This is a genomic window from Flagellimonas alvinocaridis, from assembly GCF_004916895.1.
Lineage (GTDB): Bacteria > Bacteroidota > Bacteroidia > Flavobacteriales > Flavobacteriaceae > Flagellimonas > Flagellimonas alvinocaridis.
In genome coordinates, this window is the sequence record NZ_SNTZ01000004.1 from 229,778 (window position 1) to 244,489 (window position 14,712).

The 14,712-nt window shown below is 44.3% G+C and carries 14 protein-coding genes and 1 riboswitch; all 14 genes read right to left on the minus strand.

Features of this window, described 5'->3' with window-relative positions:
• Positions 1-10 precede the first annotated feature (10 nt).
• Positions 11-364: a four helix bundle protein gene (locus EZV76_RS10605; protein WP_136566518.1), complete on the minus strand. Its 354-nt coding sequence runs from the start codon at positions 362-364 to the stop codon at positions 11-13.
• Between the two features lie 36 nt (positions 365-400).
• Positions 401-3,097: a methionine synthase gene (gene metH, locus EZV76_RS10610; protein WP_136566519.1), complete on the minus strand. Its 2,697-nt coding sequence runs from the start codon at positions 3,095-3,097 to the stop codon at positions 401-403.
• An 11-nt stretch (positions 3,098-3,108) separates the two neighbouring features.
• Positions 3,109-3,579: a DUF4488 domain-containing protein gene (locus tag EZV76_RS10615; RefSeq protein ID WP_236640908.1), complete on the minus strand. Its 471-nt coding sequence runs from the start codon at positions 3,577-3,579 to the stop codon at positions 3,109-3,111.
• Positions 3,563-4,576, minus strand: coding sequence for a homocysteine S-methyltransferase family protein (locus tag EZV76_RS10620; RefSeq protein ID WP_136566520.1), 1,014 nt, complete (start codon positions 4,574-4,576; stop codon positions 3,563-3,565). The genes EZV76_RS10615 and EZV76_RS10620 overlap by 17 nt, the downstream gene beginning before the upstream one ends.
• Positions 4,577-4,711: 135 nt before the next feature.
• A riboswitch (SAM riboswitch) is annotated at positions 4,712-4,814 on the minus strand.
• A gap of 141 nt (positions 4,815-4,955) precedes the next feature.
• Positions 4,956-5,717 carry an SDR family NAD(P)-dependent oxidoreductase gene (locus EZV76_RS10625; protein ID WP_136566521.1) on the minus strand — a complete coding sequence of 254 codons (762 nt, stop codon included), beginning with the start codon at positions 5,715-5,717 and terminating at the stop codon, positions 4,956-4,958.
• Positions 5,718-5,801: 84 nt separating this feature from the next.
• Positions 5,802-6,719 (minus strand): helix-turn-helix domain-containing protein, encoded by a 918-nt coding sequence (locus EZV76_RS10630; protein ID WP_136566522.1) that lies wholly within the window; start codon positions 6,717-6,719, stop codon positions 5,802-5,804.
• Positions 6,720-6,808: 89 nt separating this feature from the next.
• Entirely contained in the window at positions 6,809-7,870 is a 1,062-nt protein-coding gene (locus EZV76_RS10635; RefSeq protein ID WP_136566523.1) for an NAD(P)/FAD-dependent oxidoreductase, read from the minus strand.
• Between the two features lie 45 nt (positions 7,871-7,915).
• Positions 7,916-8,692: a uroporphyrinogen-III C-methyltransferase gene (gene cobA / locus EZV76_RS10640; RefSeq protein WP_136566619.1), complete on the minus strand. Its 777-nt coding sequence runs from the start codon at positions 8,690-8,692 to the stop codon at positions 7,916-7,918.
• Positions 8,685-10,775 (minus strand): ferredoxin-like domain-containing protein, encoded by a 2,091-nt coding sequence (locus EZV76_RS10645; RefSeq protein ID WP_136566524.1) that lies wholly within the window; start codon positions 10,773-10,775, stop codon positions 8,685-8,687. The genes cobA and EZV76_RS10645 overlap by 8 nt, the downstream gene beginning before the upstream one ends.
• Positions 10,776-10,857: 82 nt before the next feature.
• A complete protein-coding gene (locus EZV76_RS10650; protein WP_136566525.1) occupies positions 10,858-12,105 on the minus strand; it encodes a sulfate adenylyltransferase subunit 1 in 1,248 nt (415 codons plus the stop codon).
• Positions 12,106-12,184: 79 nt separating this feature from the next.
• Positions 12,185-13,123 (minus strand): sulfate adenylyltransferase subunit CysD, encoded by a 939-nt coding sequence (gene cysD / locus EZV76_RS10655; RefSeq protein ID WP_439107958.1) that lies wholly within the window; start codon positions 13,121-13,123, stop codon positions 12,185-12,187.
• Positions 13,124-13,185: 62 nt separating this feature from the next.
• Entirely contained in the window at positions 13,186-13,809 is a 624-nt protein-coding gene (locus EZV76_RS10660) for a phosphoadenosine phosphosulfate reductase domain-containing protein (protein WP_136566526.1), read from the minus strand.
• Between the two features lie 11 nt (positions 13,810-13,820).
• Positions 13,821-14,087, minus strand: coding sequence for a DUF2061 domain-containing protein (locus EZV76_RS10665; RefSeq protein ID WP_136566527.1), 267 nt, complete (start codon positions 14,085-14,087; stop codon positions 13,821-13,823).
• Between the two features lie 180 nt (positions 14,088-14,267).
• Positions 14,268-14,678 (minus strand): RrF2 family transcriptional regulator, encoded by a 411-nt coding sequence (locus tag EZV76_RS10670; RefSeq protein WP_136566528.1) that lies wholly within the window; start codon positions 14,676-14,678, stop codon positions 14,268-14,270.
• Positions 14,679-14,712: the final 34 nt, after the last annotated feature.

Sequence of the window (14,712 nt, forward strand, 5' to 3'; positions counted from 1 at the left end):
TGATAGCCATTCACAACTTTGAATAATAATTGATAAAGCCATTCAACAACTTTTTACACGTTTTGATTTCGGAAAGAAGAAACTTCAATCCGGATTCATTCAAGTATTTTTGGTCAAAAGCTAGATAAAGTTGCGTTTCCAGTTCGTATAAGGAACCTCTGGCTATATGCAAAAATTGGATTGTATCTGCCGGAGTTCGCCTACCACATCCCTCTGCGATATTTGAAGGAACCGATATGCTGCTCCTTCTCATTTGATTCGCCAATCCATATTTTTCTTCTGCAGGAAAGGATTTGGTCAAATCATATGTTGAATTGACAAGCTTTCGGGACGCTATCCAAACATCTAAATCCGTATACTCCATAATACAATCAACAAATAACCATCAACTATTGATTTTTTAGCCTTCAACTATGTTGGGAGCCAGCCATTTTTGGGCTTTCTCCAATTCAATATTCTTTCGTTTTGCAAAATCCTCCACTTGATCTTGCTCTATTTTTCCCAATCCGAAATATTTTGCCTTCGGATGTGCAAAATAATAACCACTTACACTCGCTGCAGGCCACATGGCCAAACTTTCGGTAAGTTCCACCCCTATTTTCTCCTTGACCCCCAATAATTCCCAAATGGTAAGCTTCTCCAAATGGTCTGGGCAGGCCGGATATCCCGGTGCAGGTCGGATTCCTAAGTACTTTTCCTCAATAAGTTCATCGTTGGACAGGGATTCTGCGGCAGCATAGCCCCAGAATTTGGTTCGCACCTCTCTATGCAGATATTCCGCAAAGGCCTCTGCCAAACGATCGGCAATGGCTTTGATCATAATGGAGTTGTAATCATCATGCTTTTTCTCAAAATCAGCCGCAAGTTCTTGGGTCCCAAAACCGGTGGAGACGCAAAAACAGCCCATATAATCCTGCAGGCCACTATCCTTGGGAGCGATAAAATCCGCAAGGGCAATGTTGGGCACCCCATCCCTCTTTTTGAGCTGTTGCCGAAGGGTCCTGAACATGGTTGTATCGTTCCCTTCCGCACTAGAACCATCCAGTGACCCTGTCTGAAGCTCAATATCATCGTCATTCACCTGATTGGCCGGAAACAAGCCAAAGATGGCCTTGGCGGTCAACCATTTTTCATCAAACACCTTCTTAAGCATGACCTGGGCATCCTTAAAAAGTTCCGTGGCCTGTTCCCCTACAACCTTATCGGTTAGGATATCCGGATATTTTCCATGTAATCCCCAGCTTCGGAAAAAGGGACTCCAATCTATAAACTCTTTCAATTTTTTCAGGTCGAAATCCTCCCAGACCTCAATACCAAGTTGCTTGGGAACCACAATATCCTTTAAATCCCAATCGATTTGGAGTTTGTTCTTTCGGGCTTCCTCCAAGCTCAAATAGGTTTTCTGTTTGGACCTTCCCAAAAACTTGTCCCTAAAGCTTTCATAATCCAATTTGATGGACTTTTTGTAGGCATCCGAGGTTTCGGTCTGCAACAAATCGCCCACCACGGTCACTGCCCGCGAAGCATCATTGACATGGACCACCGCATTACTGTAAACGGGATCAATCTTAACCGCGGTATGGGCCTTACTGGTAGTGGCCCCACCAATCAAAAGGGGAACTTCAAAATCTTGTCGTTCCATTTCCTTGGCCAAAAAGACCATCTCATCCAATGACGGTGTGATCAATCCACTCAAGCCAATAATATCTACTTGTTCCTCTTTCGCCTTATTGATAATTTTTTCAGGCGGCACCATAACGCCCATATCCACAATCTCATAATTGTTGCAGGCCAGTACCACACTAACAATGTTCTTTCCAATATCATGGACATCCCCTTTCACGGTGGCCATCAATATTTTTCCGGCCGCCTTGGCATTGGCATCCTTGGACGCCTCAATATATGGGGTAAGGTAGGCCACTGCTCTTTTCATCACCCGGGCCGATTTTACCACCTGGGGCAAAAACATTTTTCCGCTTCCAAACAGATCTCCTACCACATTCATTCCCGTCATCAGGTTGCCCTCAATCACCTCCAAAGGTCTTTTGGCATTTTGACGGGCTTCCTCTACGTCTTCAACAATGTATTGATCTATTCCCTTCACCAAAGCCCTTGTAATCCTATCCTGCAAGGGGTCTTCCCGCCATGACAGGTCCACTTTGCTTTCCTTGGCCGTTCCCACCACGGTTTCGGCAAATTCCAAAAGGCGTTCGGTGGCATCATCCCGTCTATCGAGCAAAACATCCTCAACGTGCTCCAAAAGGTCTTTCGGAATATCGTCATACACCTCCAGCATGGCCGGATTTACAATTCCCATGTTCATTCCCGCCTTGATGGCATGGAACAAGAAAGCGGAATGCATGGCCTCACGTACAGGGTTGTTCCCACGAAAGGAGAAAGATACATTACTGACCCCTCCACTTACACTACAATAAGGTAGGTTCTCACGGACCCATTTGGTGCCTTCGATGAAGTCAAGGGCATTGCGCCTGTGTTCCTCCATTCCCGTTGCCACAGGAAAAATATTGAGGTCGAAAATGATATCTTCCGGGGCAAATTTCACTTGGTTGACCAAGATATCGTAGGAACGTTTGGCAATTTCGATTCGGCGTTCATAGGTATCCGCCTGTCCTACCTCATCAAAAGCCATGACAATTACGGCCGCCCCATAACGCTTGATGAGTTTGGCATGATGTACAAACTCCTCTTCTCCTTCTTTCAGGCTGATGGAATTGACCACACATTTTCCCTGTACCACTTGGAGACCTGCCTCGATGATCTCCCATTTGGAACTATCGATCATGATAGGAACGCGGGCAATGTCCGGTTCGGATACGATAAGGTTCAGGAACTTGACCATAGCTGCTTTGCCATCAATCAATCCATCATCCATATTCACATCTATGATCTGTGCTCCTCCCTCTACCTGATGACGGGCGATCTCTAGGGCTTCATCAAACTTTTCTTCCTTGATAAGCCTAAGAAACCTCTTGGAGCCTGCCACATTGGTTCGCTCCCCCACATTGATGAAATTACTTTCCGGGGTAACGACCAACGGTTCCAGACCTGATAGTTTTAAAGCTCTTGTTTGGGCCATGTATCTCTTCCTTACTTGATCCTAATATATTTTTCCACAATATGCCGCTTTATACCGGCTTCGGGTACATCCTCAACCCCAGATTGAATCAAGGTATCTCCCTTGATCTCCACATTGAAAGTAAACTCGTGCCCCCTTATTTCCTTCACACCCACATAATCCAATCGTTCTTTGTAGGTGTCCCCATCCAAGCTGTACGTTCCTCCACCGCCATAAAATCCATCTGCGGTATCCTTCACTTGATTGAAAAAGGCAAAATGGTCCTCATTCAAAATCTTTACGAACTCGGTATTGGACAAATCCTTTACTTCCAAGGAGTCCTCGGTCTTTACCTCACCATAGACCAGTTTCCATGTGCCCATGATACCTTTCCCTTCTTCGATCGGAGTTGAAATGGTATCTTCGGCCTTTTCCTTTTTTCCACAGGAAGCCAAGGTCGCCAAGACCCCTAAAACCATCATTATATTATACATGCGTTTCATGGGTCGGTTTTAATTTTCTGGGTGAATATTGTTTGGTCAATTCTACAATTGCTTTGATGTGCTCCGGCGTAGTACCACAGCACCCCCCCACAATGTTCACCAATCCTTTTTCCAAATACTCTTTGATCTGTGATGCCATTTGCTCCGGGGTTTCATCATATTCCCCAAAGGCATTGGGCAAACCGGCATTTGGATGGGCCGATGTGGCAAAGTCCGACTTGGCCGAAATCACTTCCAAGTGCGGAACCAACTGTTTGGCCCCCAAGGCACAGTTAAAGCCAACTGACAAAATGGGGATATGGGAAACCGAAATCAAAAAAGCCTCGGCGGTCTGTCCGGATAAGGTCCGCCCTGAAGCATCCGTAATGGTTCCACTGACCATGATAGGCACATCGATATTACGTTCGTCCTTAACTTCTTCTATGGCAAAAAGTGCCGCTTTGGCATTGAGGGTATCAAAAATAGTCTCAACCAGCAACAAATCCGAACCCCCATCCAACAAGGCTTCCACCTGTTGTTTGTAGGCTTCACGTAATTCATCAAAGGAAATGGCCCTAAAACCCGGGTCATTCACATCGGGCGACATGCTGGCCGTTTTATTGGTGGGACCTATACTCCCAGCCACAAATCTGGGTTTATGGGGTTCCTTGGCGGTAAACTCGTTGGCCACTTCCTTGGCAATCCGGGCCGACTCGAAATTGAGCTCGTACACCAAATCTTCCATGTGGTAATCGGCCATGGCGATGGTAGTCCCGGAAAACGTATTGGTTTCCACGATATCGGCGCCTGCCTCAAAATATTTGCGATGGATGTCCGCTATGGCCTGAGGTTGGGTCAAGGACAACAAATCGTTGTTTCCCTTTAAAGGATATTCCCAATCCTTGAAACGCTCCCCCCTAAAATCCTCTTCCTCGAACTTATACCGCTGCAACATGGTACCCATGGCACCATCCAGCACTAAAATGCGTTTTTGTAAAATGTCTTCAATCTTTTCCATACTACATAACTTCCCCTATGCAGGAAATAAAATGGTATCAAGAAAATATGGAAATACAACAGGAATGTATTTTTGTTATCCTTCCCTTACCATGGTCGGTTTTCCTTCCATGAGTTCCCAAAACATACCAAAACACGTTCAGCACAATTCAGGACAGGGGTAGAATGTAGCACCTTCTCGAAGTCGAGGGTTGCTAAGGTTTCACAGGGTCCATTCCCTCCACCTTTCTTGATAACCATTTCAGTTTATAAATGAACTAGGGTACAAAATAACGGCACTCCTGACTGAAAAGCAAAAAAAGAGTCACTAATTTTGGGATTTATGGGCAATAAAAAAGGATTGAGAGAACCCAATCCTTTTAATGTACCGAAAGCATCCGTTATATCATCATTCCACCTGATGCCTCAATGCGTTGACCATTGATCCATTTGGCATCGTCCGTGCATAAAAAGGCCACCACTCCCCCAATGTCATCGGGCATTCCAACCCTACCTAAAGCCGTAACATTGGCAATAATCGCTCTCTTTTCCTCATCAGTTTTATTGACGCCACCTCCGAAATCGGTTTCAATGGCTCCCGGTGCAACCACGTTGGACCTGATTTTTCTTGCTCCCAATTCCTTGGCCTGGTATCTGGTAAGAGCTTCCATGGCCGCTTTCAAGGAGCCATAGACCGAAAAACCGGGAAGTGAAAACCGTGCCAAACCACTAGAAATGTTTACGATTCCACCTCCATCCGCCAATAGGGGCAACAGCTTCTGCGTCAAGAAAAATGCTCCTTTGAAGTGAATGTCCACCAAGGTATCAAACTGTTCCTCCGTGGTTTCACTTATGGTGGCGTTAATACCAATACCGGCATTGTTGATCAAAAAATCAATTTTTTCCGTCCCAAATTGGGATTTGAGCACTTTCTTGACCTCTTGGACAAAAGCATCAAAACTACCCATATCAGCCACATCCAGTTGAAGCGCATGGGCTTTTTGCCTCAATTGTTCCACTTCGTGGACTGTTTTTTGGGCCTCATCCTTATTACTCCGATAGGTCAATATCACATCCAACCCCTTTTGGGCCAAACTGATGGCCATATTTTCACCGAGGCCTCTACTGCCCCCGGTCACCAATGCAATCTTTGAATTTCCCATTTTATATGAATTTTTAAGTATGGGACAAAGATCATCCATGCCCTTCCGAAGGAATTGCAACCATCAATCCACTTTTTGTAAAAATCAAACTTTTGCCCCTGCACGGTAGTGCAAAGGGGATAGTGCGGCGTGTTTTTTGAAGAAATTGGAGAAATGAGCCACTTCCTCAAACCCCAAACTGAAGGCAATCTCGGAAACGTTCCAATCCGTATTGTTAAGCAAAATCTTGGCTTCCTCAAAAATTCGGGAATGGATAATGGCAGTCGTGGTACTTCCCGTAGTCTCTTTCAGCACCTTGTTCAGGTGATTGGCATGCACCGCCAATCGTTCAGCAAAATCCTGGGCGGTTTTCAAGCCTAATCGCTGTACCGGGGAATTGATAGGAAATTGGCGTTCCAACAGTTCCACAAACAGATCCGTGATTCGGGTAGCGGCATTTTTGTTGTTTTCCTGGGCTTGGACGGGATGCAATTTCTGGCCGAGATGCAACAACTCCACCACATAGGCCCGGATAAGGTCGAACTTATACACGTAGTCCGAAGAAAGTTCCCCATCTATTTTTTTGAAAAGTTGTTCCAATTCAGCGTAATCCTCATCTGAAATATTGAATATGGGATAGCCCCCTGGCTGAAACAACGGAAGATTATCCAAAATGACCCCACTTTTATCCTTGGAAAGAAAGGTATCGGTAAACACACAGAAGTATCCCGATTGAACTTTATCCTGTGGCACATAATGGTACGGAATCTTGGGAGAAGCAAACAAAAGCGCCTTGTTTTCTATATGGATGACCTTGTCTGCATACTCTGCCCTATTTCTTCCATTGATGAGACTGATCTTAAAATACGAGCGTCTGTCATAGCGCATTTCACCACTTTTAAGGCGAGCTATGTATTCATCAATCTTAAATACATTGAAATGCCCAATATCCTTTCCTATATTTTCAGGAATGGGCAAACCATGATTGCTATAAAAATCCCGTAAGGTAAAAAGGCTTTGCATTGGATTGTAAAATTCAAATATACACCATAAAACAAAACACCCTCCAAATGCCTTTTGAAGGGTGCCTTTACTTTAGTAATCCGTATCTATTATGAGATACTCTGTACTACTTCTTTTTTAGCTTCTTTTTTGGATCCATCGAATCCTTCCACACCTCCTACCGTGGTATATTTCATGACGTAGCGCTTATCTGGATTGATAATCTGATAGGCATACTGGCACATTACGGCCGCTTCATGAAAACCGGACAAAATCAATTTCAACTTACCTTCATAGGTGTTAACATCACCAATGGCAAATACACCAGGGATGTTGGTCTGATAATCCTTTGCATTGTTCACCTTGATGGCATTCTTTTCGATCTCCAGTCCCCAATTGCCGATAGGTCCCAGCTTTGGGGACAAACCGAACAACGGAATGAAGTAATCGGTTTCCACATAACTTTCTTCCTTGGTCTCATCATTATACTTGATCACGACCGCCTGAAGATCTTCCTTCCCATGGATTTCCTTCACCTCAGCTTCGGTGTAGAGTTGGATCTTGCCCAATTTGGCCAATTCCCTCGCTTTTTCCACAGAGTCCAAAGCGCCTCTAAACTCATTTCTTCGGTGTACCAAAGAAACTTCGGAAGCTACATCGGCCAAGAAAATAGACCAATCCAAAGCGGAATCCCCACCTCCTGAAATGACCACTTTCTTGTTACGGAACACCTCAGGGTCTTTGATCATATACTCCACCCCTTTACTCTCAAACAAGTTAAGGTTGGCTATCAAAGGTTTTCTAGGCTCAAAAGAACCCAATCCCCCTGCAATGACCACAACGGGGGCATGGTGCTGGGTACCCTTACTGGTTGTGACAATAAAAGACCCATCCTCTTGCTTGTCCAAAGTTTCGGCACGTTCACCCAAGGTAAATCCTGGTTCAAAAGGTTTTATCTGCTCCATCAACTTGCTCACCAAGTCCCCTGCCAAAATCTCGGGATAGGCTGGAATATCGTAAATGGGTTTTTTTGGATAAATCTCGGAACACTGTCCTCCCGGTTGGGCCAAGGCGTCAATCAAATGACATTTCAGCTTTAGCAAACCTGCTTCAAAAACGGTGAACAATCCTGTGGGTCCCGCTCCAATTATAATGATGTCTGTTTTAATCATAATACTACTTTTATTCGGTCTTGACGATGGTTTACCAGACCGTTTTTACACTTTTTCAAACAATTCTTTTCCCTTTTCTTGATATGCTTTTTGGATATCCAATATCTGCTGGCGGTGTTGTACCACTTCACCGATCACAATGATAGCCGGATTGGCCAACTTTTGCTCCCTTACCGTATCTTCAATGCTGGCAACCGTTCCTATCCCCACTCGTTCCTGACTCGTGGTGCCATTCTGGATAATGGCCACGGGAACCTGCTGTTTGCCCTCTTGCCTGAAGAGCTTCATGATCTCCCCCAACTTGGACATTCCCATAAGAATGACCACGGTGGCACTTGACTTGGCCGCCAGAGCCACATCATTGGAGAGTTTGTGCTCTTTGGTGGTTCCGGTAATCACCCAGAAACTTTCGGAAGCTCCTCTTTTGGTCACTGGGATATTCTGTGAAGCAGGTACGGATACCGAAGATGAAATTCCAGGCACCACGGCCACTTCATGACCATATTGGGCTGCGTATTCCATTTCCTCCGCTCCTCTTCCGAACACGAAAGGGTCACCCCCTTTTAAACGTACTACATGTAGACCCAAATTGGCTCGTTGTACGATCAATTCATTGATTTGTTCCTGCTGATATCGATAGCATCCTTTTCGTTTTCCTACGAAAATCTGCTCCGCTTGTGGGGCATATTCCAACAGTTCCTGATCTACCAATGCGTCGAACAGGACAACATCTGCATTTTGAAGGGCCTTGATTCCTTTCAGGGTAATCAAATCCACATCACCGGGGCCGGCCCCAACCACTGTCAATTTTCCACTACGCATGTTGCAATTCCAATTTTCTGAACGCTTCCAATCGCTGCAAAACAGTCTTGGCATCTTCCAAGTAGCTTTTGGCAAAGGTTTCAGAGGGTTCATTCTTATTCAGTTGAAGGGCCAAATTATCGAAACCGCCCTCGAAGGCAATCTTCCCGGATGCTACATAGAGTTCCTCAAAATCCTTGATGATGCTGGAATGGGTATTGGTCTTCACTTTTTCAGAAGTTAGCAACGCCTTGGCCGAATTCACAATGGACTGGTACGAGTAGTAGATACCGGCCGCCCATTTCCCTTGTTGAATGGCCTCTTCGGCATTCTCTATTTTTTCTTGACTTTCGAAAAACAACGTAGCCACCAAATCAATCACTACACCGGCACATTCACCAATACCTATCTCTTGTTTGTATTTTTCCTCATTTCCCCAATCGATAAAATCTTCTGGGGTAAGGTTTTCCACATCGGTGAGCGGCTTTAGGAAATCGTAAAAATAATGCTGGCCTTGTTTTTCATAATATTCTGTATAGGATGCCCCATTTCCATTGGCCTCGAAATCATCCAAGATCAAACGAAGAGCCTCTGGACCTCTCTTACTAGGTATTTTGGCCACCTTATCGGCAAACTTTCCATTCCCGTTTCCAAGATTTCCGCCTCCCAATAACACCTGCAAAGCAGGAGCCACCAATTTATCCTTGGTACGAACGGACATCCCCTGGAATCCAATATGGGCCATGTTGTGCTGTCCACAGGCATTCATACATCCACTGATCTTAATCACCACATCAGGGTTGCTGATATACTGTGGATATTCCGCTTTGATCACGCGCTCCAACTCATCGGCAATCCCCGTACTACTGGCAATACCTAAATTACAAGTATCGGTACCCGGACATGCGGTGATGTCCAAAGCCTTGTTGTAACCGGCTTCGGCAAAACCTAATTTTTGAAGCTCCACATAAAAGAAAGGCACCAACTCTTTCTTCACAAATGGAATCAATATATTTTGTCTTAAGGAAAGTCGTATTTCCCCGGCCGCATAATCGCGAACCAATTTTGCCAATTCCCTGGCCTTATCCGTATAGAAATCTCCAAGGAGCACCTTGATACCGACCGCTACATAGTCGTCTTGTTTTTGGGGCACCAAGTTGGTGGATTTCCACTGTTCGAATGCTTCTTTGTCCTCGATGGTGATTTCAGGTACCTCTACGTCAGCTACTTTTACCTCAGGATAGTTTTGATATTCAATCGGATACGATTTTACAGGTATGGCCAATTGCTCCTCTTCCAAAAGTGCCTTGAAACCATCCAAGCCAATATCCTTCAACAAGAATTTCATACGGGCCTTGGCACGACTTTTACGTTCCCCATATCTATCAAAAACACGAATCACGCCTTCCATCAAGGGAACTATTTGGTCTACCGGCAAGAATTCATAAAGTTCATCTGCATGGCGGGGCTGTGAACCCAGTCCACCACCCAACATCACCTTAAAGCCTCTTTCCCCGTTTTGGATTTTGGCAATAAAGCCCAAATCGTGCATGTAGGACAGCCCGGTATCTTCATCACTGGATGAAAAAGAAACCTTGAATTTACGGCCCATTTCCTGCCCAATGGGATTTCTTAGGAAGTACTCAAAAATTCCATGGGCATATGGGGAAACATCAAAAGGTTCGTTGACATCGATGCCCGCGGTTTCACTGGCGGTTACATTCCGAACCGTATTTCCACAGGCTTCACGGATGGTGACTTCATCTTTTTCCAGTTGCGCCCAAAGCTCAGGGGTTCTTTCCAAGTCCACGTAGTGGATTTGGATATCCTGACGGGTGGTAATGTGCAACCTTCCCCTGGAAAACTCATCGGAAACGTCGCAAATCCCCAAAAGCTGATTGGAAGTTACCTTACCATAAGGCAATTTTATCCGTACCATCTGTACCCCGGGCTGACGTTGTCCGTACACCCCACGGGCCAAACGAAGGCTCCTGAACTTTTCCTCGTCCACTTCACCTCCTTTGAACTGGCGAATTTTTTTCTCCAATTCAATGATGTCCTTTTCAACTATCGGGTTCTCTATTTCTGTTCTGAAGCTTTTCATATTCTATTTTTCCTATCAATTTTATAGGATTTTGTTATAAATCCTCTATCCCTTTATGGGGTTTTTAATTCTTATCGTAAAATCAACTGATAAAACCTACTCCAGCGGTAGTGTTGGTTCGACTGTCAATGATAATGAACGAGCCATTGGTTCGGTGGTCCTTGAACTTGTCATAAAAAATGGGCTTGTTCAATTTGAATCGCACCTTGGCAATATCGTTCATCTGCAAAGTCGTGGCATTCTCTTCAATACCGGAGTAATCGGGATGAATCTTATGTTCAATGGCATCCACTTTGGCCAACACCTTGTTCACACCATGTTGCACAATATACTTGCCGCCCGTTGTCAACTGGTCGGCATCCATCCAAGATACCGTTGCCGTCAATTGCTTGTCTATGGTAGGCAGGTCATCGGTCTTCACCAACATATCCCCACGGCTTACATTTACCTCATCTTCCAAGGTAATGGTCACCGACGAGCGTCTTGGTGCGGTTTGATATTCCTTATCATAAAAGTATATCGCCTTAATTTTGGACCTTGTCATGGAGGGTAACACCACTACTTCATCGCCAACACTCAGTTCCCCTCCATATACCTTTCCGGCAAATCCACGGAAATCATGGAATTCCTCGGTTTTGGGTCGGATAACATATTGTACAGGGAACCTAGGGGTTCCGGTATTGTATATATCCTGAAGATCTAATTCTTCCAAGTGCTCCAATAAGGTTTGACCACTATACCAAGGGGTGTTTTTGGAATGGTTCACCACATTGTCCCCTTTAAGGGCACTCACAGGAATAAAAGTGATTTTCTGTTCTTGATAATCCCTTTTTCCCATCAACTCCTCAAAATCGGCTTTGATATCATTGAAGACATCTTCTGAAAAATCGACCAAATCCATCTTGTTGATGGCCACGATCACATCCTTCACCCGCAGTAGGTTATTGATGAAAAAGTGTCTATTGGTCTGCTCAATGACCCCTTTTCGGGCATCAATCAAAATAATGGCTGCTTGCGACGTGGAAGCACCGGTAACCATGTTACGGGTATATTCCACGTGGCCAGGGGTGTCGGCAATGATATAACTTTTAGACTGTGTTGAAAAGTAGATGTGGGCCACATCAATGGTGATACCCTGCTCCCTTTCAGCCACCAATCCATCGGTAGCCAAGGAAAAATCCAGATAATCGTATCCTTTTTGTTTGCTGGTACGCTCTATGGCCTCCAATTTATCCTCGGTCAAGGATTTGGTATCGTAAAGCAAGCGTCCAATCAAGGTACTTTTACCGTCATCTACACTTCCTGCTGTTGCTATTTTTAAAACTTCCATATTTTGTTGTTCGTTAACGGTTGTTTGTTTGTGGTCATCAATATTTCTAAAAACCTACACCTATAAACCATCAACCATTTTAAAAGTATCCTTGTTGTTTACGTTTTTCCATGGCGGCTTCGGAACGTTTGTCATCGATTCGCGCACCTCTTTCCGAGATTTTTGAACTCCTGATCTCTGCCACTACCTTATCAATGGTATCGGCATGGGATTCCACAGCAGCGGTACAGGACATATCCCCTACCGTTCTAAAACGTACCACTCGCTCTTCCACCTGTTCATCATCGGCCCTAAAAACCACATCATCCTCAGCGGACCAAATCAGTCCATCCCTTAAGAAGGTGTTCCTCTTATGGGCAAAGTAGATGGAAGGAATCTCAATATTCTCTTTTTGGATATAGCTCCAAACGTCCAACTCGGTCCAGTTGCTGATAGGAAATACCCTAACATTTTGTCCCATTTCTATTTCACCGTTCAACATATCGAACAGTTCTGGACGTTGGTTTTTCTCATCCCACTGGCCAAAATCATCCCGAACGGAAAAAATACGTTCCTTGGCACGGGCTTTTTCCTCATCGCGACGAGCACCGCCAATACAGGCATCGAACTTGAATTCCTCAATGGCATCCAAAAGGGTTGTGGTCTGCAACATGTTCCTACTGGCATATTTTCCAGTTTCTTCAACAACCTTTCCTTGATCGATGGAATCCTGGACATTACGAACGATCAGTTCCACTCCCAATTCTTCTACCAATTTATCCCTAAACTCAATGGTTTCGGGGAAGTTATGGCCGGTATCAATATGCATCAAGGGAAACGGAATCTTGGCGGGCCAAAATGCTTTTTGGGCCAATCGGACCAAGGTTATGGAATCCTTTCCTCCCGAGAACAACAGTACGGGTTTTTCAAACTGTGCCGCAACCTCACGGATAATGTAAATGGCCTCATGCTCCAATGCATTGGCCTTTGGCCTATTGGTCAGGTTTTGGGTTTCTGGTTTTTGCAATTCTTCTGTGATCGTGCTCAATGTCTTGTGTTTATGATTTCTCGACTGCTCTCGAGGTAGAATTAGTTTATAATTTAGGTATGCAGACCGCATTCACGGTTCTCCAATACTTTTGTTGGGTCGAAATATTTATGCTCATTGGGCAATTTGTGCGTGTTGAGATATGCATCCAATTGCGTATCGCTCCAGTGGTAAAATGGACTTACCTTAAGTACTCCATCCTTGCTCAAGCTCAACACATCCAACGAATCCCGGTGGGCTGTCTGACCTTTGCGTAAATTGGTGAACCACACATCGGGTTGATGCTCTTCCATAGCCCTTCTGAAAGGCTCCAACTTCACTTGCTCAGTAAACTCCTTATGTTTTGGGTCATCTATTTGGGGAATTCCCATAACCGCATCCCTATGCGCTGAAGTCTGCTTGGGCACATATAATTTAATGTTCAATCCCAAGCGAGATATCAACTCTTCCGCATGTTTATAGGTATTTGGGGTATTGTACCCAGTATCACACCAAATTACAGGAGTACTCTTGTTTACTTCGGTCACCGCATGAAGAATAGCTACTTCGTAGGGTCTAAAATTAGTAGTGACCACGGATTTTTTCCCATGACCAATGGCCCAAGAAATGATTTCCTCTGGCGGAATGCCCTTAAACTGACGGTTCAAATTTTGAATTTCTTCTACTGACAATGCCATATCATCAAATTTTATTTACCCCACTTGATTGTATTCCAAATTCTCTCATGAAAAAAATAAAGCACCATTTTGGTAACCAATTCCACTAGACCAATGGAAAAGGCCAAAGACAAGGTCCCGGTTATGATCCATGAAATAATAATGGTATCCAAAGTACCCACAATCCTCCAACTTATAGATTTTACAATACTACGCTTAGGACTTTCAGAACTACTGTCCTTTTTATAAGTAGTAGTCTCTTCTTTGGTCTTGTGAACTATGAGTTGGTCTGCAATCATCTGTTATTTTTTATCCTATCGATTTACTAGGGATTTCAAAAATAGAATTAATTATCAAAGTAAATCGTTAAAATCGATATAAAATTACTTTTATCCTATCGTTTTAGTAGATTAATTGGATAACACACCAACTTTTATCAATTTATTGATCATTAACTCTAAAAATTAATGGATTTTCACCTATGAAATTAGGTCTGCCAAGGTGTTGTTTCGATAGACTTCCAAAGCACTGTCCCGCACCTGGAGCATCAACTTGTGCACGGAACATTCTCCTTCGTCAGGACAATCATCACACTTTTCATAAAAATTGAGGCTGACACAGGGAACCATGGCAATGGGTCCTTCCAAGACCCGCATTACAGAAGTCATTAAGATATCTTTAGGTTCCTTAATGAGGTAATACCCCCCACCTTTTCCTTTTTTGGAACCCAAAAAACCATTTCGTCTGAGGGTAAGCAAAATGCTTTCCAAGAACTTTTGGGAGATGTTCTCATGTTTGGCGATTTCGGCAATCTGAACAGGTTCCTTATCCCCTACCGAGGCAAGGTAAGCCAAAGCCTTTAAGCCATATTTTGTCTTCTTGGAGAGCATCCCACGAATATAGCGAAAATTAACAATCCGCTAT

Bases quoted from the DNA above. Each gene is read 5' to 3' on its own strand.
- EZV76_RS10665 (WP_136566527.1), bottom strand. From the start codon at position 14,087: ATGATTGCAGACCAACTCATAGTTCACAAGACCAAAGAAGAGACTACT.
- EZV76_RS10625 (WP_136566521.1), bottom strand. From the start codon at position 5,717: ATGGGAAATTCAAAGATTGCATTGGTGACCGGGGGCAGTAGAGGCCTC.
- metH (WP_136566519.1), bottom strand. From the start codon at position 3,097: ATGGCCCAAACAAGAGCTTTAAAACTATCAGGTCTGGAACCGTTGGTC.
- EZV76_RS10650 (WP_136566525.1), bottom strand. From the start codon at position 12,105: ATGGAAGTTTTAAAAATAGCAACAGCAGGAAGTGTAGATGACGGTAAA.
- EZV76_RS10615 (WP_236640908.1), bottom strand. From the start codon at position 3,579: ATGAAACGCATGTATAATATAATGATGGTTTTAGGGGTCTTGGCGACC.
- EZV76_RS10635 (WP_136566523.1), bottom strand. From the start codon at position 7,870: ATGATTAAAACAGACATCATTATAATTGGAGCGGGACCCACAGGATTG.
- EZV76_RS10660 (WP_136566526.1), bottom strand. From the start codon at position 13,809: ATGGCATTGTCAGTAGAAGAAATTCAAAATTTGAACCGTCAGTTTAAG.
- EZV76_RS10605 (WP_136566518.1), bottom strand. From the start codon at position 364: ATGGAGTATACGGATTTAGATGTTTGGATAGCGTCCCGAAAGCTTGTC.
- EZV76_RS10670 (WP_136566528.1), bottom strand. From the start codon at position 14,678: ATGCTCTCCAAGAAGACAAAATATGGCTTAAAGGCTTTGGCTTACCTT.
- cobA (WP_136566619.1), bottom strand. From the start codon at position 8,692: ATGCGTAGTGGAAAATTGACAGTGGTTGGGGCCGGCCCCGGTGATGTG.
- EZV76_RS10645 (WP_136566524.1), bottom strand. From the start codon at position 10,775: ATGAAAAGCTTCAGAACAGAAATAGAGAACCCGATAGTTGAAAAGGAC.
- EZV76_RS10630 (WP_136566522.1), bottom strand. From the start codon at position 6,719: ATGCAAAGCCTTTTTACCTTACGGGATTTTTATAGCAATCATGGTTTG.
- EZV76_RS10620 (WP_136566520.1), bottom strand. From the start codon at position 4,576: ATGGAAAAGATTGAAGACATTTTACAAAAACGCATTTTAGTGCTGGAT.